Origin of the sequence: Photobacterium sp. CCB-ST2H9, assembly GCF_023151555.2 — a bacterium.
In the GTDB taxonomy this organism is placed as follows: Bacteria; Pseudomonadota; Gammaproteobacteria; order Enterobacterales; family Vibrionaceae; genus Photobacterium.
Genome location: NZ_CP100425.1, coordinates 2,531,181 through 2,556,764, shown reverse-complemented (window position 1 = coordinate 2,556,764; position 25,584 = coordinate 2,531,181). Strand labels below are relative to the sequence as shown.

Sequence of the window (25,584 nt, the reverse complement as noted above, 5' to 3'; positions counted from 1 at the left end):
TGCCGAACAATCGATAAGGAGAACCAATGAAGAATTCAATTGCGCTACTGATGTTGGCTTCAAGCCTGGTGATATCTGGCACGGCTGATGCCACGGATACGCATGAAGGGATTGAAATCGTTGTGAATATCAATACTGCCAATGCAGAGGAACTGGATAAATTATTACTGGGTGTCGGACCTGATAAGGCTCGGAGTATTATTGAGTATCGTGATCAGCATGGTGAGTTTTCGACAGCAGATGACCTGAGCAAAGTGAAAGGGATTGGGGCATCGACTGTAGAGAAAAATCGCGACAGAATTCAGCTCTGATGAGCTGAATATATACGCTGCTATCTTGTAAGGGGGGCATTTGCTCCCCTTGCAACGTTTCAGTGCTGGCTTACAGAGCGGTGGGATTGAATTTTATCGAACGTATAGGCCAGCGCCAGCCCGCCCAATGCACCAGCCAGATGGGCTTCAACTGCGATGCTAGCCTGAATGAGAGAAGCTGTTTCAGCAGAGCCTCCTGTGACAATATCCCAGCCGACCTTGACAAAGCCTGCGGCCAGTAAGAGTTTTCCGCCCGAGCGGTGCTGACGAATATCCTGCCAGGCGCCCCAGATAAACAGACCATGGAGTATCCCAGAGAGCCCGGCATAACGCTCCAGTTCAGTGAAAAACAAAGACAGTCCGACAATGATACCGAGTGCAAACAAAATTGTGACTAGTCTGGCTGTGGTCAGGTGAAACCGGAACAGCTGGGTCAAAATGGCCAGGCCGGCCAGATTCATCGCGAGGTGAGGCCAATTGGTATGTGTAATATTTCCTGTTAGGATCCGCCACCATTGTCCGGATGCAATTGCCTGCCGATCCCATTCAAGGAACGGATGAACCGGTGCAAGCTGGGCAAAGATAGTGAGCAGACTGATAGCTAACAATGACAGAAACAAAGATCGTGACAACAAGGGCACCTCAATGAGCCGCTACTGTGAGCGCTGTGGCAAAGCTGCAAAAGCCTGTATTTGCCAGTGGATAGAAAATGTTGATGCTAGAACTGAACTGTGGATATTGCAACATCCGTCTGAAGTAAAACAGCCTCTTGGGACGGCGCGAATCCTGACTTTGTCATTGCCCAATGCCCGGCTCTGGGTGGGCGAGGATTTCAGCAAGCATGATGAAATCAACACATTGTTGTCGGATCCGGCGCGACGTGCGGCTGTGCTGTATCCGGGGGAGGGCGCAGCTTCCATTTCGCAATGGGCTGCTGAGTGCAGCCCTCAGCAACGGACGACTTTAATCCTGCTGGATGGAACCTGGAAGAAGGCCTACAAAATCTGGCAGCTCTCCGCAAATCTGCAAGCATTACCCTGTGTTCGCCTTGAAGCCGCTTTGGCAGGCAATTACCGGATCCGAAAATCACCTAAAGCATCTGGCTTGTCGACGGTAGAGGCAGCTTATGAAGCGCTGAGCCAGATTGAAGGTGAAAGTAACAAATTTCAGCCGCTGCTCAACACGTTTGACCGGATGATTGATTTTCAAATCAGCCAGATGCCGCCCGGTGTCTACGAACGGCATTACGGGAAAAGTTAAACGGTGGGACCAAGCTTCCAGTCGCTGGCCGGATGGAACAGGTTGCCATAAAGGCGCTGAGCAAAGCCGTCGGTCATTCCGGCAATATAGTCAGCGATAATCCGGTGCTCATTCTGGCCGTGATGGATGGCATCCCGCCACCGCTCTCGGGTCCCGGCGGGCAGTAGTCGTTCCGGATCGGACGCCAGAGCCTCGAAGGTTTCCATGATAATTTGCTGACCTTTGTATTCAAGTAGCTGAATCTCTGGCTTGCGAACTACATACTCACTGACAAATTCTTTCAGCACCGTCAGAACTTTTTCCATTGGTACGGAAAGATAGGCATTCCATTTCAGCAGCGGCTCGTCAAAACCGGTTTCATTCTCAGATGTGGTCGGTCCGATTTCAATCGCTGTGATCAGGGCGTTCACCAGTGCGCCGATGGCGTCTTTGCGCTGATGATGATCGGCAAACAACTGCTGACTGAGCCAGTCAATCCGCTCTGTCAGCCAGTCGTCTTCACATAGGGCCAACTGGCTTGCTGCCGCGTCCTCCCATTGTTTCTGAGTCACAATTCCCATGACGATGGCATCTTCTAAATCATGCACGCCATAGGCAATGTCATCGGCCAGCTCCATGATGGAACAGTCCAGAGATTTAAAACGGGTCTTCAGGTGCTGGGAAGGTGCCTGCCGTTCGCCTCGCATTGTCGTACTGAGTAACGTCCTGTCTGTATCGGAGAGGGCAGAAAGGATCCAGCTGAACGTGTCGTGATCATCCCGGTAGATCCCTTTCGCCGGTTGCCAGTCTTTCGCTCTCAGATGACGGAACTGACGGATGGCAGAGGGCAGTTCGGTTGCCCGGGTCTCACTGATGAATGCGGGATATTTTAACAGCCCAAGCAGGGTTCGGCGCGACAGGTTCATGCCGAACTTTTCTGTGTAGGGTTCCAGCAGTGTGACGATCCGAAAGGTTTGCGCATTGCCTTCAAAGCCGCCGTGGTCCCGCATCATATAGTTCAGAGCCACTTCTCCGCCATGGCCGAAAGGGGGATGGCCGATATCATGTGCCAGACACAGGCTTTCCATCAGGCTGTTTGAAGGCAGCAGTGGCCGAAAATCAGGTTGTTTGATCTTGAGCTGAGCTACGATTCCCGTTCCGATCTGGGAAGCTTCCAGCGAATGGGTCAGCCGGGTGCGGTAAAAATCATGATGTCCTGCACCATGAACCTGGGTTTTGGCCTGTAGCCGGCGAAAAGCGGCGGAATGCAGAATTCTGGCTCGATCTCGCTGGTAGGCGGTCCGGTGGTCCTGACGTCTTTCTTTTTGTTCCTGACTTTTTCTTGCCTGCCATAAATTGGCGGTAGGTTCTCTCTTTTCGCTCATCAGTTTATTTCGTCCAGTGTCAGGTTAAAGCTGGTGGCAAAAGTTGTCAGAAAATAATCCATTTCCGGGGTTTTGCGTTCTTCCAGCGTTTCTTCCAGGCGATTTTTTGCCTGCGTGAATTCATGGTTGCCGGCACTGAGCTCTTCCAGACACTTCAGGTAGGCGCACAGAGTGTCTGCCTGTTTAACGATGTGGTAATCCTGCTGGTTAATCTGCTCACTGACCAGCAACGGGGCATAGTCAGTCTGAAATTCGTCGGGCAGCATCGAGAGCAGCCGTTGCTCGGCCGCAAGTTCAATCTTTTTATATTCTTCGGCAATCGCCGGATTGAAGTATTTGACCGGGGTCGGCATATCGCCGGTTAACACTTCACTGGCGTCGTGGAACATGGCGAGTAAAGCAATTCGTTCCGGATTCAGGGCACCGCCAAAGTGCCGGTTTTGAATCAGGGCGAGAGCATGAGCGACAAAAGCAACCTGGAGGCTGTGTTCGGAGACGTTCTCGCTGGTGACAGATCGCATCAGTGGCCAGCGCTGGATGAGCTTCATTCGGGCCAGATGAGCAAAAAAATGGCTGGTTTTCATAGTGCTTCCAATTCATAAGCTTTCTATTAAACCTATCAGATTTTGGCCTGCCTAGAAATGACAAAGCCCCGGAGACCAGGGCTTTGTTTTGTCAGTGTGAGATTACTGGCGGTAACCATGCAGGAAGCGCTCGAGACGGCCGATGGCCATTTCCAGATCATCCACCCGTGGCAGGGTGACAATACGAAAGTGATCCGGTTTCTTCCAGTTAAACCCGGTGCCATGCACGATCAGGACTTTTTCCTGTTGAAGAAAATCCAGTGCCATTTTCTGATCGTCAACGATGTTGAATTTCTTCTGATCCAGTTTCGGGAACAGATAGAGCGCGCCTTTCGGCTTCACGCAGGAAACCCCTGGGATCTGCGTAATCATGTCATAGGCTTTGTTCCGCTGCTCCAGCAAGCGGCCGCCCGGCAGGATCAGCTCATTGATACTCTGGTAGCCTCCCAGCGCCGTCTGGACGGCATGCTGCATCGGGACATTGGCACACAGGCGCATGGATGCCAGCATATCCAGACCTTCGATATAGCGTTTGGCAACCTGACGGGGACCGGACAGCAGCATCCAGCCCGCCCGGAAACCACAGACCCGGTAGGATTTGGACAAGCCATTAAATGTGACGCAGAATACATCTTCTGCCAGAGGTGCAATCGAGGTGTGCTGTGCACCGTCATACAGAATTTTGTCGTAGATTTCGTCAGCAAAGATAATCAGTTTGTGCTGACGGGCAATTTCAATTACTTCCAGCAGAAAATCCCGGCTATAAACAGCCCCGGTCGGGTTGTTCGGGTTAATCAGCACAATACCACGTGTCTTCGGTGTGATTTTGCTGCGGATGTCATCCAGATCCGGATACCAGTCAGACTCTTCATCACAAATATAATGCACCGGGTTACCGCCAGACAGTGAGATTGCTGCGGTCCAGAGCGGATAGTCTGGTGCCGGGACCAGGATTTCATCGGTGTTGTCGAGCAGGGCCTGCATCGCCATAACAATGAGTTCAGAAACACCGTTACCGATATAGACATCTTCTACGTCAATATCGAGTAATCCGCGTCGCTGATAGTGCTGCACAACGGCCTTACGGGCAGAATAAATGCCTTTTGAATCGCAGTAGCCCTGAGAGGTTGGCAGGTTACGGATCACGTCCACCAGGATCTCATCCGGTGCATCGAAACCGAATGGTGCGGGGTTGCCAATGTTGAGCTTAAGTATTTTGTGGCCTTCTTCTTCCATGCGCTTGGCATGTTTCAGAACGGGACCCCTAATGTCATAACAAACATTGTTGAGCTTGGTAGACATCCCGATGTTGTGCATGTGGTCATCCTGCAAAAAGTGAGCAATTCCGACAAATTACACTAAATACCACCTTCAGATAAAGGCTTTGCAGGAAAAAATTATGTGAAGATGGGGTATTTAATTAATTAACAGAATAAAACGCTGACAGGGTGAAAGTTGGCCCATAAGAGAAATGGCAGAGTTAATTATTCTACAATTAGCATTTTTCTGGTTTTTATTTCTGTTAATGAGATTTGGTTTGGTTGAATGAACTGGCTGTGGTTTGACTCAGGAGGCGAGAGCGGAAAGCGCGATATTCCGCGCTTTCCGTATTTACAGAGGTTCAGCGTGCTTCGCCGCGTAAGGCGATGACGGTTTCCCGTAATGTTGTACTGTTTGCCTCATGCGCATCTAGAGGTTCACCTGCCACAATTGTGACTCGGGACCAGAAACGCTTTGGCCACTTCAGTAAAGCCCGTCCGCCTTCCCGGCTGAAATAGCTCCCCCAAAGCCCTTTTAGTGCCATCGGCAGTACAGGCGCCGGAGAGCGTTTGAGGATGAGATCAATGCCACGCATGAATGGGCCGATTTCACCGTCATGGGTCAGTTTCCCTTCCGGGAAGATGCAGACCAGCTCACCCTGAGACAGACAGTTCTCAACTTCCTCAAATGCCCGCTGAATTGAGCGGCGGTCTTTAGCGGCAATCGGAATCACTTTACAGGCACTGCAGAAAGTTTTGATCAGCGGCATTTTGAAGATGTCCTCATCCATAATGAAACGGATTGGACGGGGACAGGCACCGGCCAGCAGAAGTGCGTCCATATAACTGACGTGGTTGCACACGATCAGTGCACCGCCTTGTTTGGGAATATTCTCCAGTTGCTGGTGACTGACCCGGTAAATGGTATGGCTGACAATCCAGACGATAAACCGCCAGAAAAAATCAGGTGCCTGCAGATAGATATACCCCAGAATCAGAAGATTCATGCCAGCCAAAAACAGGAAAAACTGCGGGATGGTCAGCGACAGGACCGACAGGAAGATGATGGCAACAATTGCACTGGCGACCATGAAAATCGCATTCCAGATGTTATTGGCAGCGATCACCTGTGCCCGTTCGTTTGGCTTGGCCCGGTTCTGCATCATGGCATACAGCGGGACGATATAAATACCGCCGGAGACTCCCAGCATGGTCAGAGAAAAGAAGACGCGCAGCAACTCAGGCTGGGTCAGAAATGCCCACAGAGAATCTGTCATCGGGGCAATATCCGGTGTCGCAAACATCAGGTCAGCACCAAAGAAGGTGATGCCCAGCGAGCCCAGAGGCACGATACCCGGTTCAATGCGGTGTCCGGACAGACGATCACAGAGCAGCGAGCCAATCGCAATCCCAATTGAAAACAGTGTCAGCAGGACGGAGACTGAGGCCGCATTGCCTCCGAGATGCAACCTGGCAAAATTGGGGAACTGGGTCAGGTAAGAAGCGCCCAGGAACCAGAACCAGCTGATGCCCAGCACACACTGAAGGACCACCTTGTCTTTAGCGGCAATTGACAGCGTACGGCGGGTTTGCCTGATCGGTTGCCACCGGAATGGTGGGGGTGTACCGCTGGGTTTGGCATCCGGTATGTAACGGGAACTGAGATAACCCAGGATGGCAAAACACACGACAGCAACGGCAGCAATCAGTCTGGCTTGCTCCTGACTGGCGATAATGCCTGCCAGCAGCGTGCCCATCAGAATGGCCAGAAAGGTGCCGGTTTCAACCAGCGCATTACCTGAGACCAGCTCTTCTTTTTTCAGGTGCTGAGGCAGCAGGGCATACTTCGCCGGGCCAAAGAATGCTGATTGGGCCCCCATCAGAAAGAGTAAAAGTAACAGAGCCATGTAATTTTCGGTCATGAAAGCAACAGCTGCCATGGCCATGATAATGATCTCCGCCAGTTTCACCTTCCGCATGATGAAGGCTTTATCGTAGGTATCCGACAGGACCCCGGCTGTTGCTGAGAACAGAAAGAAAGGCAGAATAAAGATGCCAGCCGCGAGATTGATAATCAGATCGGTTTCAAATGGCAGTGTTCCGGGGGCAGCAAAAGCGATCAGAATCAGCAGAACATTTTTATAAATATTATCGTTGAACGCGCCCAGCGCCTGAGTTAGAAAATAAGGTAAAAAGCGGCGCTTTCTAAGCAGTGCTGCTTGTGACTGACTGGCCATTGTTCCAGATTTCCTCCTTATACTTGCCAGACGCTGAGGTAGGTGTCTAACAGATTATCAATCAGTGCTTTCCCATCGACAGGCGTCGAGGTGAAGAGTTTGTCGTCAACCGTCAACAGCGTAATGCCATGGACTCCCGCCCATATAACACGGCTGGCTTCGAGCACCGCTTTTTCTGACTGAGTCGGGATCAGCTGGCGGATCAGGTCTTCCAGCATGCTGGTCATATTATTAATACGTTCATGCTGCCATTCAGGCAGTTCTTCGCCATTCATGGTGTGCTGAAAAATCAGCTGCCAGCGGTAAGGATGGGCTGCTGCGAAATTCAGATAACAGTACGCCAGTTTTCGCAGGGCATCTTTGGTTGAGCTGGCATGCTGCATTTCTTTTTCTGCTTCAGCAAAGAGCTCGTCCAGCGTCTGTGCAATGGCATGAAGCAGCAGTAGATTATAGTTACCGAATACATTCACCAGAGTACTGGGCACATAGCCAATCATGGCTGCAACTTTACGTAAGCTCAGTTCGTGATGCGGGTGTTCACTGAGAAATTGTTTCACTTGCTCCAGCGTCATGCTGATGAGTTCTTCCCGCGTGTGGTCGTTTCGTCTTGCCATGATATTCCCTACATGGTGCTTGAAAGCACGTACAACAGGCCGGGCATAATGCCGCCTTCTTTCAAAAGAGCTTACCGGCTCCAAAATAAGTATAGAATTAGAACAATGTTCAATATTCTAGGGGGAAGATTCAGTACCGGTCAAGGCAGGTGCGAACCGGTGCTGTCAGCCTCTCCGGGAGTTTTCGACGGATACCTGATCATTCAATGTCCAGAAATCAATCAGTAAACCGATCAGGAAGAAGCCACACGTCAGCAGATAAATGATGCCGGTAAGCCATTTTCCCATGTACATTCGGTGTACACCAAAAATCCCCAAAAATGTGAGCAGTAACCAAGCGATGTTATAGTCGAGCTCGCCACCCTGAAACCTCAGATCGGCTTCTTTGTCCATTCCCGGAATCAGGAACAGGTCTATCAGCCAGCCAATCCCCAGCAGACCCAGGGTTAAAAACCAGATGGTTCCCGTGACTGGTTTTCCATAGTAAAAGCGGTGAGCACCGGTAAATCCGAAAATCCAGAGCAGATAGCCTATCAGTTTACTGTGCGTATTCTGGTGTGTGGTTTCTTGCATGGCCTCATCTCTTCTGTGCTGTGGGCAAAAAAGTTCCCTGCTAATACTAGGTGTGAAACGAACTGCGGAACAAGTTATTTCATTAACTTAGCCGTAGAAGATCGCAATGCAGCTCTGGAATTGACTATAAGTTGACAATTCACAGGGGCAAATTGGCTACTTCTGCCAAATTTGGTAACAATTTGGCCAACTGAAGCAGATTGACTTTACATTCCCCCCGGCTAGGATGCATAAGGTCTGGTAAAACCATGCATTCACAAGGCAAAGGTAAAGGATTGATGAAAAGCTTTATTACCATGTTTGCGTTAATCGTTGCGGTATCATTTACTGCACCTCACGCAGAAGCGAAAAAATTCGGCGGCAGTAAGTCGCTGGGCAAAAGTTATCAAACAGCGCCGGCTCAGAAGCAGCAACCGCAGCAAACGGATACAATCAGCAAGCAGAACCCGACGGCTTCTTCAGGTAAAAAAGGCCTGATGGGCGGTCTGTTGGGAGGTTTGCTGGCGGGCGGCTTGTTAGCTGCATTCTTCGGTGGTGCATTTGAAGGTATCCAGTTCATGGATATTCTGATTTTTGGCCTGATTGCATTTCTGATCTTTAAGTTCCTGAAAGGGATGCGTAAAGCCAAGCCAACAGCAATGGGACATCAGCAGGCCTATGCGGGTGATTCACCACAGGATCAGGGGCAGTTCCGCCAGCAAACGGGCGGCTTTGGCGGTAACGCAGCGCAGTCACAGTATCAGTCAACCGACAGTGATGTGCCATTCAACTTGCCTCCGGGCTTTGACATGAATGGGTTTCTGCACGGTGCTCGGGATCATTACCGCATTCTGCAGGGAGCATGGAACCATAATGAGCTGGAGACAATTCGAGAGTATGTCAGCCCGGCGCTGTTTGACGATCTCAAGACAGAGCGTTCCAGACTCGAAGGTGAACAGCACACTGAAGTCATGTTTGTCGATGCTGAGCTGGTCCGTGCCGATTATGATGCTTCCTCTGCACACCTGAGTATCAAGTTCTCAGGACGCTATCAGGACCGTCATGAAGGTGTAGAAGAAGAAATTACGGATATCTGGCATCTGGAACGAGACCTGACAGCTCCGAACGCACCTTGGTTGATTGTGGGCATTCAGGCTTAAACAATCACTGTCAGCGTTAACAAGTGACTTACCATGAACCGCTTATCTTTTTTAGGGATAGGCGGTTTTCTTATTGCTGAAAATCAGAGAATTGCCACGGGTTTGATCTAAACCCCAGCGTGATCCGGTTTCTATCGCTATGCTTGGGGGAAGTCATCAAGAAGTGAGGTCGATATGCCTTTAACACCAGATTTAGTGAATGAATTGAACCTGTTGGTGAAATTTCCGATGCACAGTGATATGGAGGGGGTCAAAGTTCACCATGAGGCCGGTGCTGACATGGTGTCGGCAGCACAGCGGCTGTATGACAAAGGATTGGTGACACAGCCTGATGGCGGTTACCTGACGCACTCCGGCCATCAGGCACTGGAGCATGCTAAAACGGCGCTGCGGATTTTAGCAGGTACTGTGAACGTCTGAGAGCCGCTCGAGCTCTGTCAGGTTCGAAAACGCCTGTGTATTGGTGTTTCCGCATACATCCGGGCAGGGCTTGAACTGATGGCAGACAGCCGGGCGCTCCGGTTGACCGAAAAGCTTGCACAGGTTTTTTTCATTGAGCTGAATGCAGCGGACACCAGCGGGCTTACCATTTGGCATCCCCGGTATCGGGGATGAAATGCTCGGGGCGATGCAGCAGGCACCGCAACCTAAACGACAGTCCATCACAACCTTCTATACTTTCTGTGTCAGCATGCGCTGAGTGTAGGCCGTGAAACCGGCCTTTTGCTGGTGGCGCAAACTACCATTCAACACAGCAGGGATCAACCTTTGCCTGCCGGTTGCACTCCTGTTGCCGGGCTGAAATTCTGACTCAAGGGTTGCACTTTGTCTGGCAGACGGCTATAACACCGCCTTTCTTTCTTCTTACTCAGCGAAGAAGGTGAATGTTCAACAGCAGCAGGACAGAACGATGGCAGCATTTTGGCAAGAGAAAGATCTGACAGCAATGACAGACGCGGAGTGGGAATCTCTCTGTGATGGCTGCGGGAAATGCTGTCTGCATAAGCTCATCGATGATGATACCGATGAGATTTACTATACCAATGTCGCCTGTAGCTTGCTGGATGATCAAACCTGTTCCTGTAAAGATTATGCCAACCGGTTTGAATCTGGTGAAGAGTGCCTCAAACTGACGCGTGAGCGTATTGATGAATTCAGCTGGTTGCCGGACACTTGTGCTTATCGCCTGCTGGCTGAAGGGAAATCTTTGCCGGAATGGCACCCGCTGATTACGGGCTCCAAAGAGGCCATGCACGCAGCCGATCAGTCGGTGCGGGATAAAGTGGTGTACGAAATCGATGTGATCGACTGGGAAGACCACATCCTGAATCATCCCAACCGTTAATCACGCCTTTCTTCTTTATATCTGTTGAGCCAGTGGCTAACAGAGCGCCTGCTGGCTCAGTCTGCGCTTGATTTCTTCTGTACTCATGGCTTCCAGAGGCAGCATCAGCAAGGTATCAATATGATGCTTCAGAAGCCTGGTGGTTTCTTCACAAGCTTTTTCCTGTTCCACAGGATCTTCACTGGAAGTCAGCGGATTCGGTAAGTCCCAGTTGATCCGAATGCCATCTGCCAGCCAGTTTGGGCAAGGTTCATCATGCAGGCTGTCACAGACAGAGATCACCAGATCCGGATGGAAACGGCTGAATTCTTCCCAGGATTTACTTCGGAAGTCGACTGGGTTCAGCCCCATCTCAGACAGATAAGTTTTGATTTGGGGGGATAACTCCCCGCTGGGATCACTGCCGGCGCTGGCTACTTCAAAACCTGAGGGCAAAAAGCGTTTGGCGACCGCTTCGGCAAGGATGCTTCGGCATGCATTATGGCGACAGAGAAACAGCACTTTCATGGTTTCACCGGTTTCTTTCACAAGGTTGGTTTAAACAGCCTAAGTCTTCCCGGTGAACTTTTTGTGTCAGTTTGATTACGCCGACAGCGCAAGCTGTGCTGAGCGCAAGACCTCAACGATTGGTGCTGCTTTGTTATGGCGGCGTACGTCGGCAAACAATTCTTTGGCCTGCGGATATTCGTGACGCAGATAGGCGAACCATTGTTTGACCCGGTTCGGGTAATACAAGCCTTTGTCGCCTTTGATTTCGTATTCTGAATACTTCAACAGCAGAGATACCACTTCGTGCCATGGCATGTGTGACTGGTTGTATTTCACCACATTGCCAAGGTTCGGCAGGTTCAGTGCTCCGCGGCAGACCATCAGGGCATCGGCTTGTGTTGTGGCCATGCAAGCGTTGCTGTCTTCGTGGTTCCAGACTTCGCCATTGGCAACCACTGAGATGGCAGCCTTTGCTTTCACCTGGCGGATATAGTCCCACTTAATCGCTTCAGCTTTGTATCCGTCAGCCTTCGTGCGGGCGTGGATCGTCACTTCATCCGCTTTGGCTTGCGCAACGGCATCAACAATGTCAAAGCAATGAGCAGGATCATCCCAGCCGAGACGCACCTTCGCGGTGACAGGCAGCCGGGGATCCACCGCATCCCGGACAGCTTTTACAATGCGGTACATGAGGTCAGGCTCTTGCAGCAGAACCGCGCCGCCGCGACTTTTATTCACGGATTTGGCCGGGCAGCCAAAATTAATATCAATGCCCGGTGAGCCCAGTGAGGCGGCAAGGTGGGCGTTTTCAGCCATCCAGTCTGGATCCTGCCCGAGTAACTGAACTCGTACGGGGGTGCCCGATTTGGTTCTCCCCCCCTGCAGTAATTCCGGGCAGAGGCGATAGAACACGCTTTTGGGTAAACGCTGGTCGATCACCCGAATAAATTCGGTGACACACAGATCGTAGTCATTGATATCGGTCAGCATTTCCCGCATCAGGTGGTCAAGGACACCTTCCATCGGGCCAAGTATCAGTCTCATCGCTTCAGGGCACAGCAGGTCAATTCAGGGAGGCGAGATTGTAGTGCGGAACAGGGCGATTGTCACCTGCGATGTCCTGGATGTCTCAGGCTTGGGGCTGTTCTCCGTGAAACGGCGGATGTCTGAGCTCGTTGCTTTTGATGATTTGTGTAGCAGCAGTCGTTGTATCCAGTGACTGCAGGCCGGCATTGAACATAGCACGTGCCACGTCTTCCGCGGGGATGGGGCGGAGATGTGAAAGCGGGCCGATGAGCACGGGCTGAAACAGTTCCAGTATTTTCTGGGTCAGAATTTCATCCTGACGGGGGTGTTCTCGTTCGCCAGTAAGTGGTCCGGGTCGGACAAAGATACAGTGTGCGAAACCCATATCACTGAGTGCTTGTTCCATCTCAGCTTTACAGCGTAGATAAAATGAAGGGGAGTACAGGCTGGCACCAAGACTGGAGATGACAACCAAGTGCTTCACGCCCAATTGATGCATGCTGCGTGCGACTGACTTGACCAGTTCCACATCGACCGCTTTCAGCCCGGCTTTTCCTCCGGCATTTTTCTTTGTTGTGCCCAGGCAGATAAAACCCAGTTCCGGAACAGGATCGGTTTCTTCCCACTCAGTAATTCTGAGCTCCGGATGAACAATCTGTACCAGATGCTTGCTGCGATAAGGCAAAGCGGACCGTGTTAAGGCGTAGACGCTTTCGAAGGTATCGCTGCCGAGCAGGATATGCAGCAGTTCGTTGCCGACCAGTCCGGTTGTCCCGGCGATGATTGCGCTGATCTGTCGTTGCATGTGGTTATCTCATGGTTGGTTATTGAGTCCATTTTGACGTTGCTTTGGCTGAAAATTCAACAATAAATCGACATATTTGCGGCATTTTTGGGATGCGTTATACTCGCCGCGATAAATACAGACAGGAAAAGACCATGACCACATTGATCACCCTTTCCAGAGACTGGGACGGTATGCCGCCAGCCTTTATTGAAGGCGCACTGTTAGCTGCGAATGCAAATCCTGCGGCAATGGAGCCGGATTCCTGGCTGCCGGTTCTGATTCACGGCGGTTTACCGGAAGAGGAATCTGCTGAGATCAGTCAGCCGGACAGAGCCGCAATTCTGGCGCATTTTGAAAATCAATATCTGATGATCAAAGCCGGTGAGTATGTGTTGCCTGAAGCTCTTCAGTGGCAGGAAGCTGACGGTGTGTCGGAAGCCATGGGGCATTTTGCGGAAGGATTTTTGTCTGTCTGGCCATATGTTGAAGACAATTGGGCAGATAAACCTCTCTCTGACGGTACGGCAAGAATGCTGTCAGCTTTACTGACGACCTGCATGCTGATGATGGATGAGGCCGATACGCTGGCACAAATGGCAGATGCAGGAGTGGACAGTATGCCGGAGCCCCAGACGCTGTATGCAAGCTTGCCGCTGATGATCACTGAAGTGGTGATGGCTGCGGATGAATTACAGCAGGGCGGTAGCGCAGCTCAGTCTGTGAATCCATACAAAGGGGTCGGTCGAAATGATCCCTGTCCTTGTGGCAGCGGGAAAAAATTTAAGCAATGTTGCGGGAAAAACTCGTGAACTTGAACAAGGAGGCTGAATGCCTCCTTTGTTTTTCTGAAGTCAGTGAGGAGACAGGTCTGACGGGCTTATTTACTTTTCACGAATTGTGAAATCACAATCACGGCCCAGGCAACCAGATTGGCAGCAAAAATGATGACCAGCCACTGCGGCATCGACTGTCCCAAGAATTGCCAGACTACTTTGCTGCAATCGCCATAGGCCTCAAACAGCCATGGAGCCCACTGGTTGAGGGGAGCCCAGTCAGGAAGCTTGACAAAGAGATCACAGGTGGCGAAAGGTGAGGGATTGAACTGATAGCCAACATGTTCCTGTGCCAGCGATAACCCGCGCCAGGCACTGAAGCCCCACATGGCAAGTCCAGCCCAGCGAAATACCGGTTTTTCTGGCGCGATCAGTCCGATGAGCGCCGCGATACCGATGCCAAACATGGCAATGCGTTCGTAGATACACATGACGCAGGGTGCCAGATTCATAACGTGCTGGAAGAACAGTGCGCAGCCTTCAAAGAAGACGACAAAAAGCAGCAACAATAGCCACGACAGGCGGTGTTGGCTGAAGGTTTTTAACATCTGCATGAAATTCTCTCGGTCAAATCAAACAAAGGGGCTGTCAATACTTCGCATTTGCGAAAGCACTACAACCCCTTACATCTCAGCGTGTTGCTTCAGCTATGACAACGTAGAGAAACAGAAATTCCCTTTAGTGTCCAGCAACAGGTGCCAATTGTTGAATCACACCACTGGCTGCGGTAAGCCAGCCTTGCTGATACATCCATTCAGTGGCCGGAACCAGTGTCAGTTCAATACCCGCCAGACCAATCAGCGACAGGACCAGTGTATACGGCAAAGCCATATAAACCATCCGGCCATAAGACAGGCGGATGAGCGGTGCCAGCGCCGAAGTCAGTGCGAACAGGAAGGCCGCCTGACCGTTTGGTGTGGCAACCGATGGCAGGTTTGTCCCGGTATTAATCGCGACCGCCAGCATATCGAAACGATCGCGGTCGATCATGCCGGACATTAAGGCGGACTTCACTTCGTTGATGTAAACCGTTCCGACGAAGACGTTATCCGATACCATCGACAGCAAGCCATTGGCAATGTAGAACATGCCCATCTGCGCGTTTCCGTCCATTTCCAGTACGGCGGTAATGATCGGGCTGAACAATTTCTGTTCGATGATCACGGCTACAACAGAGAAGAACACTGCCAGCAATGCTGTGAACGGAAGCGCTTCTTCAAATGCTTTCCCCAGTGAATGTTCTTCAATGATACCGGTGAATGCAGTTGCCAGAATAATGACGGTCAGACCAATCAGTCCCACAGCCGCCAGGTGCATTGCAAGAGCTACAATCAGCCAGACAGCAATGATGACCTGTACCCAGAGTTTTGCTACATCCAGATTGGTTCGGTTTTTTCGCTCTTCATTATCGAAATCGATCAGAATTTTACGAACGTTTTCCGGCAGTTTGGCGCCGTAACCACACAGGCCAAATTTCTCGACCAGCACACAGGTCAGCATACCGCAGATGAACACAGGGATCGTCACAGGTGCCATTCGCAGGAAGAAGTCACCGAATTGCCAGCCAGCCTGATTGGCAATAATCAGGTTTTGCGGCTCACCGACCATAGTCATCACACCACCCAGTGCAGTACCGACACCGGCATGCATCAGCAGGCTGCGCAGGAACGCACGGTAGTTTTCCAGATCATCACGGCTTAATTCGTGGATATTGTGATCGGAAGTGTGGTCATGCGCTGCGTGTGGCTCCTGACCGGAAGCAACTTTGTGATAGATGCTGTAGAAACCAGTGGTGACACTAATAACAACTGCAATTACCGTCAGCGCATCCAGGAAGGCTGACAGAAAGGCGGCCATGATGCAGAAAGCCAGTGAGAGCAGAATTTTGGAGCGGATGCCGATCAATATCTTTGTGAAGATGAACAGCAGCAGTTGCTTCATGAAGTAAATACCGGCCACCATGAAAATCAGGAGCAGTAATACTTCAATGTTGGCAACCAACTCGTGTTTGACCAGTTCTGGCGTCGTCATCCCAATTGCGACTGCCTCAATGGCCAGTAGACCACCGGGCTGCAAGGGATAGCATTTCAGTGCCATTGCCAGTGTGAAGATGAACTCAACCACCAGTAACCAGCCAGCGACAAATGGGTCAATCAGGAAAAAGACGATAGGATTGATCACCAGGAAGGCAATGATAGTGAGTTTATACCAGTTGGGCGCTTTACCCAGAAAGTTTTTAATAAGCGCGTTCCCTAGCGTGATAGCCATGTTGTTAATCTCGTGTTATTTATTGATGCAACCAAACAAAAACAGTGTTCCGCCAGAGCAACATGTGTTGCTTGGCTGACCATGGCAGAGTTTGATAGCAGGCCGCTTCCATGTCGGGCATGCTTATTTGGTAGGCTGCCCTTGTGTTATTGGCCGTAATTTTAACTGATTGTATGAATCGATTGTTAAAGCGTTAATGTTTCGTAACATAAATTTATGGCAGTTTCATAGGCAATAAACTACCAAAGGCAGATTGTAGCAGAAATATTTAGAAATATATTCGTCAGAACAATAAGTTGGGGCGAGTGTCTGAAAGCAGGATTTTGCGCCTTTGTTAACCTACTTCAAAACTCCCGGTGGCAACGTTTCTACTCGGCCAAAACTAGTGGTATGATGAGTTCATAAAAGATAGCAAGAAGCAAGTTTGGAAAACTAACTGATGGTTATAAAGGCGGATAGCCCAGCAACATTTGCTGAGAAATACATCATTGAGAGCATCTGGAACAATCATTTTCCGCAGGGGTCAATTTTGCCTGCTGAGCGTGAATTATCAGAACTGATTGGTGTTACGCGAACAACTTTACGCGAAGTGCTGCAGCGCTTGGCTCGAGACGGGTGGTTAACGATACAGCATGGCAAACCAACCCGTGTGAACAATTATATGGATACGTCCGGACTGAGTATTCTGGACACTCTGATTACACTTGATGGACAGGACGTTCAGCGTGTTCTTGAAGATCTTTTGGCCGCTCGCACCGATATCAGCACCGTTTATATGCGTTATGCTGTGAAATCGAACAGCGAAAAAGTCAGTCAGCTTCTGGATTATGTGATTCATTCCTGTGAAAAACTCATGGCAGCAGACAGCTTCGAGGCTTTTGTGGAAGACTGTGATGCAAAACCTGAGTTGTTGAGCGAAGTCAGAAAAATCGTTGATAAGTACGGTAAAGAACAGCCGGAACTGTGCGAGCAGATTTGTCGTGCACGTGCGTTCAACTATTTTGACTACCGCATGTTCCAGGGAATGGCGACCCATTCAGGAAACATTCTGTATGTGCTGACCATTAACGGCTTACGTAAAATTTATACCCGCGTGGGTGGTTACTATTTTATGAGCCGTGAAGCCTGCGAGCTGGCGCTGAGTTACTATCGTGATCTGAAGTCTATCTGTGATAACCATCAGCCTGAGCTGGTGGCTGATCGTATCCGTAAATATGGTCGCGACAGTGGTGCCATTTGGTACAGCAACCGCGTCGAAATTGCTCGTTTTCTGCACGAAGAAGAGCAGTAATGACTGTGCAGTGAAGATTTCACAGAAAACTGACAGAGCTTAGTTAAATGTGAAAAATAGAGATATGAAAAGAGAGGCAATTTGCCTCTCTTTTTTTACCCAGATGATCCGCCGTTAAAGTTCAGTCGAATAACTGCTGCCCCGGCTTGGGCAGGTTGCCAGAATATGACTTCTACCGTCACTCAGTTCTTCTTCCAGGATGACATCAAAACCCCACAAACGGTGCATGTGTTTCAGTACTTCACTGTAGCTGTCAGCCAGTGGAATACGGTTATGGGGTACATAACGCAGCGTCAGTGAACGGTCTCCGCGCAGTGCCACATTCCACACCTGGATGTTGGGTTCGTTGTTACTCAGATTGTACTGTGAAGACAATTTCTCACGAATGGCCCGGTAGCCTTCTTCGTTATGGATTGCATTCACTTCCACATAGTTATTTCTGTCATCATCTTCTACAGCAAAGAACTTGAAGTCCCGGATGAGTTTTGGGGACAGGAACTGGCTGATGAAGCTTTCATCCTTGAAGTTTTCCATCGCGAAATGCACGGTATCCAGCCAGTTTTTACCCGCAAAATCGGGGAACCAGTATTTGTCTTCTTCCGTTGGATTTTCACAGATCCGACGAATATCCTGGAACATGGCAAATCCTAACGCATAAGGATTGATGCCACTGTAGTAGGGGCTGTTATAAGTTGGCTGCGCGACCACGTTGGTATGGCTGTGCAAAAATTCAATGATAAAGCGGTCTGTGACCAGGCCTTCATCGTAAAGATGATTCAGAATTGTGTAATGCCAGAAAGTCGCCCAGCCTTCATTCATCACCTGGGTTTGTTTCTGCGGATAGAAATACTGACTGATTTTACGCACAATCCGAACAATTTCACGTTGCCACGGCTCCAGAAGCGGCGCATGTTTCTCGATGAAATACAGGATGTTTTCCTGTGGTTCGGCCGGGAAACGAGCCTCTTCAAATCCAGTGTCTTTTTCTTCATGCGTTGGAATGGTTCGCCACAAAGCATTGACCTGGGTTTGCAGGTAATCTTCCCGGGCTTTTTGCCGGGCCTTTTCTTCAACCAGTGAAATTTTCTGAGGACGCTTATACCGATCGACACCGTAATTCATGAGCGCATGGCAAGAGTCGAGCAGTTTTTCTACTTCTACATCGCCATACTTCTCTTCACAATCCGTAATGTATTTACGGGCAAAGAGCAGGTAATCAATGATTGAACTGGCGTCAGTCCAGGTTTTGAACAGGTAGTTGCCCTTAAAAAAGGAATTATGGCCATAGCTGGCATGGGCCATCACCAACGCCTGCATGGTAATGGTATTTTCTTCCATCAGATAGGCGATACAGGGATCAGAGTTGATCACAATCTCGTACGCCAGACCCATCTGACCATGTTTGTAGCCGCGTTCAGTTTCAATGAAACGTTTACCGAATGACCAGTGATGGTAATTAATGGGCATCCCAATACTGGAATATGCATCCATCATCTGTTCGGCTGTAATGATCTCAATCTGGTTTGGGTAGGTATCTAACCGATAATGGCTGGCCACCCGCTTGATTTCTGTGTGGTACTCTTCAAGCAGATCAAATGTCCAGTCCGGACCATCACTGAGTGTCTTTCGCTTGGTGTCTGTTACCATAACCCACTCCCCTGATGCACTTTGGCCAATGAGCGCAGTCCTTTCCGTGCTGCATACTGTCGGGCGAGGTTTGATGTCGCCCGGTCAGTTTAATGGACTTGTTTCTTAAACAGTTCTCTGAATACCGGGAAGATATCTTCCACGCTGCGAATGTTCTGCATGGCAAAGTTTTCGTGGTTGCCCAGCAGAGATTCATATTCACGCCATAAAGTCTGATGCGCGCGACGGGTGATCTCAATGTAGGAGTAATAGCGTGTGACAGGCAGAATATGCTTGTCGAGCAACTCACGACATCCCGGAGAGTCATCCGCCCAGTTATCACCGTCAGATGCCTGTGCGGCATAGATGTTCCACTCTGAAGGCGAGTAACGTTTCTTCACAATTTCATCCATCAGCCGCAGCGCACTGGATACAATGGTGCCCCCGGTTTCCTGTGAATAAAAGAACTCGTGTTCATCGACTTCTTTTGCCTGCGTATGGTGCCGGATAAAAACGACTTCCACATTTTTGTAGGTTCGGGTCAGGAACAGGTAAAGCAGGATATAAAACCGCTTTGCCATGTCTTTTGTGGCCTGATCCATTGAACCCGAGACATCCATCAGACAGAACATGACTGCCTGACTGCTGGGCATCGGACGACGTTCATAGTTTTTATATCTCAGGTCAAAGGTATCAATAAAAGGCACACGGCTGATGCGTTCCCGCAGCGTCTGAATCTCCTCCTTCACCCGTTGTTCATCAAAAGGTTGTGCCGGTTCTGTACTTTGCAGTCGTTCCAGTTCCTGCTCCAGCTCACGAAGCTGACGACGTTTCGCCGCTGTCATTGCGGTGCGTCGCGCCAGCGAGTTTTGCAGAGACTTCACGATGGCAATATTTGCCGGCACCCCGGTCGATTTAAAGCCGGAGCGGAAGGTTTTCCATTCAACAATTTTGTTGAACTGATTCTTTTTCAGATTTGGCAGTTCCAGATCTTCAAACAACAGATCCAGATATTCATCTTTCGAAATCTGAAACACAAAATCGTCCTGGCCTTCACCGTCGGGGCTGGCCTGACCATCACCGGCACCCCCTGAACCCGCTCCTCCCTGGGGCCGCTCAATGCGGTCACCAGGGCTGAACTGATCATTACCAGGGTGAACAATTTCCCGTTGCCCGCCGCGTCCCTGATGGAACGCGGGTTCACGGATGTCGCGGGAAGGGATACTGATACTTTCTCCGCTTTCCACGTCAGTGATGGAGCGTTTATTTACCGCGTCAGCAATTGAGTCTTTGATCTGCTGTTTGTGGCGACGTAAAAAACGCTGCCGGTTTACTGTGCTCTTGTTTTTCCCGTTGAGCCTGCGGTCGATAAAATGCGCCATAAGCTCTCCCCCTTAATCATCATCCATCTTTTACGATGACTTACGTACGCGCAGGTACCATTCGGACAGCAAGCGTACTTGTTTGCGGGTATAGCCTTTTTCCATCATGCGAGCGACGAAGTCGTCGTGTTTCTTCTGCTCTTCTGTGGATGTTTTGGCATTGAACGAGATAACAGGCAGCAGTTCTTCCGTATTCGAGAACATTTTCTTCTCGATGACGGTGCGCAGTTTCTCGTAACTGGTCCAGTTCGGGTTTTTACCAGCATTGCTCGCCCGGGCACGCAACACAAAGTTGACGATCTCGTTCCGGAAGTCTTTCGGGTTACTGATACCGGCAGGCTTCTCGATTTTCTCAAGTTCGTTATTCAGTGCAGCACGGTCAAACAGCTGACCGGTTTCCGGATCTCGGTATTCCTGATCCTGAATCCAGAAGTCGGCATAACTGACATAACGGTCAAAGATGTTCTGGCCGTACTCAGAATAAGACTCCAGATAAGCGGTCTGAATCTCTTTGCCGATAAACTCGACGTATTTAGGGATCAGATAGCCTTTCAGGTGTTCCAGGTATTTTTCCGATAGTTCTTGCGGGAACTGCTCTCGTTCAATCTGCTGTTCAAGCACATAGAAGAGGTGAACCGGGTTCGCAGCCACTTCGGAGTGATCAAAGTTGAATACCCGTGACAGGATTTTGAAAGCAAAACGGGTCGACAGACCTGACATGCCTTCATCCACACCAGCGTAATCACGATACTCCTGGTAAGATTTGGCTTTCGGGTCGGTGTCTTTCAGGGTCTCACCGTCATACACTCGCATTTTCGAGTACGTACTGGAGTTTTCCGGCTCTTTCAGGCGCGACAGCACAGAGAAGCGGGCCAGAATATCCAGGGTGCTTGGTGAACAGGGTGAGTTAGCCAGTTCACTGTTTGTGAGCAGTTTTTCGTAGATCTTAATTTCTTCCGACACACGCAGACAATAAGGCACTTTCACGATGAACACACGGTCCAGAAACGCCTCGTTGTTTTTGTTATTTCGGAAGGTCTGCCATTCTGATTCGTTGGAGTGAGCCAGAATAATACCGTCAAAAGGCAGGGCAGACAGGCCTTCGGTACCGTTATAGTTCCCTTCCTGAGTTGCAGTCAGCAGCGGGTGCAGCACTTTCAGCGGTGCTTTGAACATCTCAACGAATTCCATCATGCCCTGATTCGCTTTACACAGCGCACCTGAGTAGCTGTAGGCATCCGGGTCATCCTGGGCGAAATGCTCCAGCTGACGGATATCCACTTTACCGACCAGAGATGAAATGTCCTGGTTGTTTTCATCCCCTGGTTCTGTTTTGGCAATACCCACCTGATGCAGAATCGACGGACGAACTTTGACAACCTTGAATTTAGTGATATCACCACCGAACTCTTTCAGCCGTTTGGCTGCCCAGGGTGACATGATTGTGTTCAGGTACCGTTGCGGGATACCGTATTCTTTGTTCAGGATGTCTCCGTCTTCCTGCGGATCAAACAGGCAGAACGGATGATCATTGACCGGGCTGTGTTCGCCGTTGGCAGTCAGTACATAAATAGGTACTTTCTGCATCAGACTTTTCAATTTTTCAGCCAGTGAAGATTTACCACCACCGACCGGGCCCAGCAGATACAGAATCTGTTTGCGCTCTTCCAGCCCCTGAGCAGCATGTTTCAGGTAAGAGACGATTTGTTCTATTGAGTCTTCCATACCGTAGAAGTCTTCGAATGTTTTATAGCGCGAGATGACCCGGTTAGAAAAGATACGGCTCAGCCGTGGATCTTTGGCCGTATCGACCATTTCCGGTTCACCAATAGCCATCAGAAGACGCTCTGCGGCGTTCACGTAAGCACTGCGATCGTTACGACAAATCTCAAGGAATTCTTGCAATGAAAGCTCTTCATCCTTGGCTTCTTCATAGCGATGACGATAGTGGTCAAAAATACTCATGGTATGCCCCCTGAATCGTTCTTCAATCATTTAGAAAGGACGAAATCAACTATCTTTCACATCCCTCTTAACTAAGACTAGACCTAACTAATTAATTTGCTTCAGTGAGTGATTGGTTTTGCTATAAATTTCGCGGATTCGGAATTCACAGACAGGCGAAAAAACAACCAGCTATTAAAGTTACTATCCTCCTATCCCTCGGGAACTGCAAGCTATCTTGTTCAAAAATGCATCAGCTCAGTAAGTGTGAAATCGGTTCAGAGGTGATTTAGTTATCAAAAAGAGTGTTACAGCGAGGAACGGTTCTTCGGCGGCACTATATCTGGTTTCGCTATGTCGCTGTGGCGTAAAGTGGTGAGCACTCAAGGGATCTCAGTGGAAGATGGTTTTTTAGTTCTAAAGTTTGTTTGGATGTGTGCCTGCAGGGTGGGGTGTATGACAAGAGAGAACCGATTGCTTATTTTTTGAGCTGAATCAACAACTCTGACATAAGCTAGAAATGTGTAGCTTGAGGGGAGGGTTGTTCATGCCAATTTCACGGGTTGATACGGTGTCAATTCCGGTCTCGGATCAGAGCCAGGCGCTTCAGTTTTATCGTGATGCACTGGGATTTGAATTGATCAGGGATCATCAGGGAGACAGCCATAAGCGCTGGATTCAGCTGGCACCTAAAGGCGCAGAGACGACGATTAGCCTGGTAATGCCTTTTGGGGGAATGCGGGCCGGCTCGGTTCAGGGGTTGGTGGTTCATACCGATGATATCACCTCGACCTATGATGAATTGACGAACCGCGGGGTCAGCTTGTCAGAGATTGTTACTTTGATCGGTGGACGGTTTGCAACCTTCTCTGATCCGGATGGCAATGGATGGGTGCTGATTGAAGCAAGCACGACAATGCTGGCCTGAAAAACAGGCCAGCAATAAACTGGTTCAACCCTGAATTTGAGTCTGTATTCTTAATCCGCACTGATTTCTGTCGTGATGTGGTGCGACTGGCCCGGGGCTAGAGTGATCCCCTGATCGGCCAATGCGGATTCCACACAAAGCATGGTGATGTAGCCATCCGGTGTCATGTCAGCCATGCCTGCTGAGGCCTGTTGCCACGGATTCCACACGACCGCACTGTTATGTCCGCTGTTTTTGACGGTCAGCCGACGGTAGTGGGGGGGATCTTCAACCATTATGGATGGTTCCGATTCAGGATAGAGGCGGTCCACGGCATCATCAATCATAAGTGTTCCATTTGACGGAAAACGCTGATTCCCAGCCAGGCTATCGGTGTACTCATTCCCCAAACCGGTCAGTTTAGCCTGGGTGATATCCCCGACATTCAGATAAGTATGAAGTGCACCGGACATCGTCCATGGACGGTAATCTGTATTGGTACTGGTGATCTGAACTTTGAGTCTTTCGCCCAAGTCAAAATGAAGCCGGCTGAGAAAGCGGAAGGGCCAGATAGCGTGTGTTTTCGGCGAGTCATGCAGCGTCAGGGTAACTGTCACGCCTTGTTTATGATCATTGAAGCTTTCCAGTTGCCACAGGCTGGTTCTTGCAAAACCATGGGAAGGACTGGCCACTTTACCAAACCAGGGCCAGCAGACCGGAATACCACCACGAATTGCTGAGTGACCAGAGAAATCGGCCGCTTCGCTCATCCAGATGACATCTTCATGCCCTTTGGGACGGAAGCTCAGCAGATGGCCACCGAACAGTGAAATTGCAGCCTGACATTGCGGGTGGAGGATCCGAACTACGTCGATGCCGTCCAGCCGGCACAGACTGATGTGTTCTGAAAGCACTTTTGTTGTTGGGAGTTGACGTAAGTTCATCGTGTTTCCTTCATAAAGCCAAGAAATGTTCTGAACTCAGCTATCTGTCTGCGCGTTCTGGGCGTCAGATAGCAAAAAGGCGGCCAACAGCCGCCTTTTGAATCATCGTCTAAGGATTACTTAGAGATGTGAGCTACCAGATCCAGTACTTTGTTTGAGTAACCGATCTCGTTATCGTACCAAGAAACGATTTTCACGAAAGTATCAGTCAGTGCGATACCTGCGTCAGCATCGAATACAGAAGTACGTACTTCACCGATGAAGTCCTGAGAAACAACTGCATCTTCAGTGTAACCCAGTACGCCAGACATCTCTGCTTCAGAAGCGCGCTTCATTTCAGCTTTGATTTCTTCGTAAGTTGCAGGTTTTTCCAGGTTTACAGTCAGGTCAACAACAGATACATCTGCAGTTGGAACGCGGAATGCCATACCAGTCAGTTTGCCGTTCAGCTCAGGAATTACTTTACCTACAGCTTTTGCAGCACCGGTTGAAGATGGGATGATGTTCTGAGAAGCACCACGGCCACCACGCCAGTCTTTCGCAGAAGGACCGTCAACAGTTTTCTGAGTTGCAGTCGTTGCGTGAACAGTCGTCATCAGACCGTCTTTGATGCCCCACTTGTCGTTCAGAACTTTCGCGATAGGTGCCAGACAGTTAGTCGTACAAGACGCGTTAGAAACGATGTCCTGACCTGCGTAATTTTCGTGGTTCACACCCATAACGAACATTGGTGTTTCGTCTTTAGAAGGGCCAGTCAGAACAACTTTTTTGGCACCAGCTTCGATGTGCTTACGTGCAGTCTCGTCAGTCAGGAAGATACCAGTTGCTTCAGCAACAACATCAACACCGATGGCATCCCACTGCAGGTTCGCTGGATCGCGTTCAGCGGTAACACGTACAGTCTTGCCGTTGACGATCAGGTTGCCGTCTTTTACTTCAACTGTGCCTTTGAAACGGCCGTGAGTTGAATCGTACTTCAGCATGTATGCCATGTATTCAACATCGATCAGGTCGTTGATACCAACAACTTCGATGTCATCACGCTCTACAGAAGCACGAAAAACGAAACGACCGATACGGCCAAAACCGTTAATACCTACTTTGATAGTCATTATGTTGCTCCACAACTTAATTTCTAATGAAAGATAACTGGTAGTAAAATTACATAATCTCACGCGGGTCTGCAAGCAAAAACAGACCTCAAATTGTCTTTAATCAAAAAACTTTCGGATTTTTATTACAATCCGGGACGAAGGCTGAAAATAGCCTGTGAAAGTGCTGGCAAAGTAATCAGTAATGTTGCTCAGTTTTAATTTAGTACCCGAAATATAGATGGATATGCTTAAATGCAATGTTTTGGTGTAAAAACCTTTCGAGCAAAAGTATGTGCCATGGTTGCGA

Annotated in this window: 27 protein-coding genes; 9 read left to right on the top strand and 18 right to left on the bottom strand. The window is 49.7% G+C overall.

Annotated elements, in window-relative coordinates; genetic code table 11:
* Window positions 1–26 precede the first annotated feature (26 nt).
* Complete coding sequence (locus L4174_RS11885; RefSeq protein ID WP_371929344.1) at window positions 27–311, top strand: ComEA family DNA-binding protein; 285 nt, start codon at window positions 27–29, stop codon at window positions 309–311.
* 59 nt (window positions 312–370) lie between these two features.
* On the opposite strand, the gene rrtA is transcribed toward L4174_RS11885, so the two are convergent.
* Window positions 371–943 (bottom strand): rhombosortase, encoded by a 573-nt coding sequence (gene rrtA / locus L4174_RS11880; RefSeq protein WP_248141090.1) that lies wholly within the window; start codon window positions 941–943, stop codon window positions 371–373.
* A gap of 13 nt (window positions 944–956) precedes the next feature.
* Between rrtA and L4174_RS11875 the strand changes: the two genes are divergently transcribed.
* Window positions 957–1,571, top strand: a complete 615-nt coding sequence (locus L4174_RS11875) for a tRNA-uridine aminocarboxypropyltransferase (RefSeq protein WP_248141089.1) — start codon at window positions 957–959, stop codon at window positions 1,569–1,571.
* Here L4174_RS11875 and L4174_RS11870 read toward each other — a convergent pair.
* The 6 genes from L4174_RS11870 to L4174_RS11845 form a co-directional block, all read right to left on the bottom strand.
* Window positions 1,568–2,935 (bottom strand): anti-phage deoxyguanosine triphosphatase, encoded by a 1,368-nt coding sequence (locus tag L4174_RS11870; RefSeq protein ID WP_248141088.1) that lies wholly within the window; start codon window positions 2,933–2,935, stop codon window positions 1,568–1,570. The two genes, L4174_RS11875 and L4174_RS11870, sit on opposite strands and share 4 nt — an antisense overlap.
* Window positions 2,935–3,519 (bottom strand): 5'-deoxynucleotidase, encoded by a 585-nt coding sequence (yfbR, locus tag L4174_RS11865; RefSeq protein WP_248141087.1) that lies wholly within the window; start codon window positions 3,517–3,519, stop codon window positions 2,935–2,937. The genes L4174_RS11870 and yfbR overlap by 1 nt, the downstream gene beginning before the upstream one ends.
* A gap of 102 nt (window positions 3,520–3,621) precedes the next feature.
* A complete protein-coding gene (locus tag L4174_RS11860; protein WP_248141086.1) occupies window positions 3,622–4,836 on the bottom strand; it encodes a pyridoxal phosphate-dependent aminotransferase in 1,215 nt (404 codons plus the stop codon).
* A gap of 304 nt (window positions 4,837–5,140) precedes the next feature.
* Window positions 5,141–7,015 (bottom strand): MFS transporter, encoded by a 1,875-nt coding sequence (locus tag L4174_RS11855; protein WP_248141085.1) that lies wholly within the window; start codon window positions 7,013–7,015, stop codon window positions 5,141–5,143.
* Between the two features lie 17 nt (window positions 7,016–7,032).
* On the bottom strand, window positions 7,033–7,629 hold the full coding sequence (locus L4174_RS11850) for a TetR/AcrR family transcriptional regulator (RefSeq protein WP_248141084.1): 597 nt from the start codon (window positions 7,627–7,629) through the stop codon (window positions 7,033–7,035).
* A gap of 165 nt (window positions 7,630–7,794) precedes the next feature.
* Window positions 7,795–8,202, bottom strand: coding sequence for a TM2 domain-containing protein (locus L4174_RS11845; protein ID WP_248141083.1), 408 nt, complete (start codon window positions 8,200–8,202; stop codon window positions 7,795–7,797).
* A 278-nt stretch (window positions 8,203–8,480) separates the two neighbouring features.
* Between L4174_RS11845 and L4174_RS11840 the strand changes: the two genes are divergently transcribed.
* Window positions 8,481–9,341, top strand: a complete 861-nt coding sequence (locus tag L4174_RS11840) for a Tim44 domain-containing protein (RefSeq protein ID WP_248141082.1) — start codon at window positions 8,481–8,483, stop codon at window positions 9,339–9,341.
* A gap of 174 nt (window positions 9,342–9,515) precedes the next feature.
* A complete protein-coding gene (locus L4174_RS11835) occupies window positions 9,516–9,761 on the top strand; it encodes a TIGR02647 family protein (protein ID WP_248141080.1) in 246 nt (81 codons plus the stop codon).
* Here the strand turns inward: L4174_RS11835 and L4174_RS11830 are convergent.
* A complete protein-coding gene (locus tag L4174_RS11830) occupies window positions 9,738–9,947 on the bottom strand; it encodes a YkgJ family cysteine cluster protein (protein ID WP_248141701.1) in 210 nt (69 codons plus the stop codon). The genes L4174_RS11835 and L4174_RS11830 overlap by 24 nt on opposite strands.
* On the opposite strand from L4174_RS11830, the gene L4174_RS11825 reads away from it, so the two are divergent.
* Together L4174_RS11825 and L4174_RS11820 are read left to right on the top strand one after the other, a co-directional pair.
* Window positions 9,904–10,041 carry a hypothetical protein gene (locus tag L4174_RS11825; RefSeq protein ID WP_248141728.1) on the top strand — a complete coding sequence of 46 codons (138 nt, stop codon included), beginning with the start codon at window positions 9,904–9,906 and terminating at the stop codon, window positions 10,039–10,041. The two genes, L4174_RS11830 and L4174_RS11825, sit on opposite strands and share 44 nt — an antisense overlap.
* 210 nt (window positions 10,042–10,251) lie before the next feature.
* Window positions 10,252–10,686, top strand: a complete 435-nt coding sequence (locus L4174_RS11820; protein WP_248141079.1) for a YcgN family cysteine cluster protein — start codon at window positions 10,252–10,254, stop codon at window positions 10,684–10,686.
* A 36-nt stretch (window positions 10,687–10,722) separates the two neighbouring features.
* Here the strand turns inward: L4174_RS11820 and L4174_RS11815 are convergent, their stop codons facing one another.
* The 3 genes from L4174_RS11815 to L4174_RS11805 form a co-directional block, all read right to left on the bottom strand.
* On the bottom strand, window positions 10,723–11,193 hold the full coding sequence (locus tag L4174_RS11815) for an arsenate reductase ArsC (RefSeq protein ID WP_248141078.1): 471 nt from the start codon (window positions 11,191–11,193) through the stop codon (window positions 10,723–10,725).
* Window positions 11,194–11,268: 75 nt separating this feature from the next.
* Window positions 11,269–12,219 carry a tRNA dihydrouridine(16) synthase DusC gene (gene dusC / locus L4174_RS11810; protein ID WP_248141077.1) on the bottom strand — a complete coding sequence of 317 codons (951 nt, stop codon included), beginning with the start codon at window positions 12,217–12,219 and terminating at the stop codon, window positions 11,269–11,271.
* 85 nt (window positions 12,220–12,304) lie between these two features.
* The gene (locus L4174_RS11805; protein WP_248141076.1) at window positions 12,305–13,006 is read right to left on the bottom strand and encodes an NAD(P)H-binding protein; all 702 of its coding nucleotides are present in this window, start codon (window positions 13,004–13,006) and stop codon (window positions 12,305–12,307) included.
* 134 nt (window positions 13,007–13,140) lie between these two features.
* On the opposite strand from L4174_RS11805, the gene L4174_RS11800 reads away from it, so the two are divergent.
* Window positions 13,141–13,797 (top strand): YecA family protein, encoded by a 657-nt coding sequence (locus L4174_RS11800; protein WP_248141075.1) that lies wholly within the window; start codon window positions 13,141–13,143, stop codon window positions 13,795–13,797.
* A gap of 68 nt (window positions 13,798–13,865) precedes the next feature.
* Here L4174_RS11800 and dsbB read toward each other — a convergent pair whose 3' ends face one another.
* Both dsbB and nhaB read right to left on the bottom strand, forming a co-directional pair.
* Window positions 13,866–14,369: a disulfide bond formation protein DsbB gene (gene dsbB, locus L4174_RS11795; RefSeq protein ID WP_248141700.1), complete on the bottom strand. Its 504-nt coding sequence runs from the start codon at window positions 14,367–14,369 to the stop codon at window positions 13,866–13,868.
* Window positions 14,370–14,499: 130 nt separating this feature from the next.
* A complete protein-coding gene (gene nhaB, locus L4174_RS11790) occupies window positions 14,500–16,089 on the bottom strand; it encodes a Na(+)/H(+) antiporter NhaB (RefSeq protein ID WP_248141074.1) in 1,590 nt (529 codons plus the stop codon).
* A gap of 439 nt (window positions 16,090–16,528) precedes the next feature.
* Here nhaB and fadR point away from each other — a divergent pair, with 439 nt between their 5' ends.
* Complete coding sequence (gene fadR / locus L4174_RS11785; RefSeq protein ID WP_248141072.1) at window positions 16,529–17,380, top strand: fatty acid metabolism transcriptional regulator FadR; 852 nt, start codon at window positions 16,529–16,531, stop codon at window positions 17,378–17,380.
* Between the two features lie 114 nt (window positions 17,381–17,494).
* Here the strand turns inward: fadR and L4174_RS11780 are convergent, their stop codons facing one another.
* The 3 genes from L4174_RS11780 to L4174_RS11770 all read right to left on the bottom strand — a co-directional run bounded on the left by L4174_RS11780 (window position 17,495) and on the right by L4174_RS11770 (window position 22,353).
* Window positions 17,495–19,027, bottom strand: coding sequence for a SpoVR family protein (locus tag L4174_RS11780; RefSeq protein ID WP_248141070.1), 1,533 nt, complete (start codon window positions 19,025–19,027; stop codon window positions 17,495–17,497).
* Between the two features lie 89 nt (window positions 19,028–19,116).
* Window positions 19,117–20,388: a YeaH/YhbH family protein gene (locus tag L4174_RS11775; protein ID WP_248141068.1), complete on the bottom strand. Its 1,272-nt coding sequence runs from the start codon at window positions 20,386–20,388 to the stop codon at window positions 19,117–19,119.
* 30 nt (window positions 20,389–20,418) lie between these two features.
* Window positions 20,419–22,353 (bottom strand): PrkA family serine protein kinase, encoded by a 1,935-nt coding sequence (locus L4174_RS11770; RefSeq protein ID WP_248141066.1) that lies wholly within the window; start codon window positions 22,351–22,353, stop codon window positions 20,419–20,421.
* A gap of 526 nt (window positions 22,354–22,879) precedes the next feature.
* On the opposite strand from L4174_RS11770, the gene L4174_RS11765 reads away from it, so the two are divergent.
* Window positions 22,880–23,260 carry a VOC family protein gene (locus L4174_RS11765; protein ID WP_248141064.1) on the top strand — a complete coding sequence of 127 codons (381 nt, stop codon included), beginning with the start codon at window positions 22,880–22,882 and terminating at the stop codon, window positions 23,258–23,260.
* 50 nt (window positions 23,261–23,310) lie between these two features.
* On the opposite strand, the gene L4174_RS11760 is transcribed toward L4174_RS11765, so the two are convergent.
* Both L4174_RS11760 and gap read right to left on the bottom strand, forming a co-directional pair.
* The gene (locus L4174_RS11760; RefSeq protein WP_248141062.1) at window positions 23,311–24,183 is read right to left on the bottom strand and encodes a D-hexose-6-phosphate mutarotase; all 873 of its coding nucleotides are present in this window, start codon (window positions 24,181–24,183) and stop codon (window positions 23,311–23,313) included.
* Between the two features lie 116 nt (window positions 24,184–24,299).
* Entirely contained in the window at window positions 24,300–25,295 is a 996-nt protein-coding gene (gene gap / locus L4174_RS11755) for a type I glyceraldehyde-3-phosphate dehydrogenase (RefSeq protein ID WP_248141060.1), read from the bottom strand.
* Window positions 25,296–25,584: the final 289 nt, after the last annotated feature.

What these genes read in the sequence shown, in the direction of transcription:
- L4174_RS11765 (WP_248141064.1), top strand. Translation starts at nt 22,880, where the DNA reads ATGCCAATTTCACGGGTTGATACGGTGTCAATTCCGGTCTCGGATCAG.
- L4174_RS11845 (WP_248141083.1), bottom strand. Translation starts at nt 8,202, where the DNA reads ATGCAAGAAACCACACACCAGAATACGCACAGTAAACTGATAGGCTAT.
- L4174_RS11815 (WP_248141078.1), bottom strand. Translation starts at nt 11,193, where the DNA reads ATGAAAGTGCTGTTTCTCTGTCGCCATAATGCATGCCGAAGCATCCTT.
- yfbR (WP_248141087.1), bottom strand. Translation starts at nt 3,519, where the DNA reads ATGAAAACCAGCCATTTTTTTGCTCATCTGGCCCGAATGAAGCTCATC.
- L4174_RS11860 (WP_248141086.1), bottom strand. Translation starts at nt 4,836, where the DNA reads ATGCACAACATCGGGATGTCTACCAAGCTCAACAATGTTTGTTATGAC.
- L4174_RS11770 (WP_248141066.1), bottom strand. Translation starts at nt 22,353, where the DNA reads ATGAGTATTTTTGACCACTATCGTCATCGCTATGAAGAAGCCAAGGAT.
- gap (WP_248141060.1), bottom strand. Translation starts at nt 25,295, where the DNA reads ATGACTATCAAAGTAGGTATTAACGGTTTTGGCCGTATCGGTCGTTTC.
- L4174_RS11825 (WP_248141728.1), top strand. Translation starts at nt 9,904, where the DNA reads ATGCAGCGGACACCAGCGGGCTTACCATTTGGCATCCCCGGTATCGGG.
- L4174_RS11820 (WP_248141079.1), top strand. Translation starts at nt 10,252, where the DNA reads ATGGCAGCATTTTGGCAAGAGAAAGATCTGACAGCAATGACAGACGCG.
- nhaB (WP_248141074.1), bottom strand. Translation starts at nt 16,089, where the DNA reads ATGGCTATCACGCTAGGGAACGCGCTTATTAAAAACTTTCTGGGTAAA.
- L4174_RS11805 (WP_248141076.1), bottom strand. Translation starts at nt 13,006, where the DNA reads ATGCAACGACAGATCAGCGCAATCATCGCCGGGACAACCGGACTGGTC.
- L4174_RS11775 (WP_248141068.1), bottom strand. Translation starts at nt 20,388, where the DNA reads ATGGCGCATTTTATCGACCGCAGGCTCAACGGGAAAAACAAGAGCACA.
- L4174_RS11850 (WP_248141084.1), bottom strand. Translation starts at nt 7,629, where the DNA reads ATGGCAAGACGAAACGACCACACGCGGGAAGAACTCATCAGCATGACG.
- L4174_RS11840 (WP_248141082.1), top strand. Translation starts at nt 8,481, where the DNA reads ATGAAAAGCTTTATTACCATGTTTGCGTTAATCGTTGCGGTATCATTT.
- fadR (WP_248141072.1), top strand. Translation starts at nt 16,529, where the DNA reads ATGGTTATAAAGGCGGATAGCCCAGCAACATTTGCTGAGAAATACATC.
- L4174_RS11870 (WP_248141088.1), bottom strand. Translation starts at nt 2,935, where the DNA reads ATGAGCGAAAAGAGAGAACCTACCGCCAATTTATGGCAGGCAAGAAAA.
- L4174_RS11780 (WP_248141070.1), bottom strand. Translation starts at nt 19,027, where the DNA reads ATGGTAACAGACACCAAGCGAAAGACACTCAGTGATGGTCCGGACTGG.
- L4174_RS11855 (WP_248141085.1), bottom strand. Translation starts at nt 7,015, where the DNA reads ATGGCCAGTCAGTCACAAGCAGCACTGCTTAGAAAGCGCCGCTTTTTA.
- L4174_RS11800 (WP_248141075.1), top strand. Translation starts at nt 13,141, where the DNA reads ATGACCACATTGATCACCCTTTCCAGAGACTGGGACGGTATGCCGCCA.
- L4174_RS11885 (WP_371929344.1), top strand. Translation starts at nt 27, where the DNA reads ATGAAGAATTCAATTGCGCTACTGATGTTGGCTTCAAGCCTGGTGATA.
- L4174_RS11835 (WP_248141080.1), top strand. Translation starts at nt 9,516, where the DNA reads ATGCCTTTAACACCAGATTTAGTGAATGAATTGAACCTGTTGGTGAAA.
- dsbB (WP_248141700.1), bottom strand. Translation starts at nt 14,369, where the DNA reads ATGTTAAAAACCTTCAGCCAACACCGCCTGTCGTGGCTATTGTTGCTG.
- L4174_RS11760 (WP_248141062.1), bottom strand. Translation starts at nt 24,183, where the DNA reads ATGAACTTACGTCAACTCCCAACAACAAAAGTGCTTTCAGAACACATC.
- dusC (WP_248141077.1), bottom strand. Translation starts at nt 12,219, where the DNA reads ATGAGACTGATACTTGGCCCGATGGAAGGTGTCCTTGACCACCTGATG.
- L4174_RS11875 (WP_248141089.1), top strand. Translation starts at nt 957, where the DNA reads ATGAGCCGCTACTGTGAGCGCTGTGGCAAAGCTGCAAAAGCCTGTATT.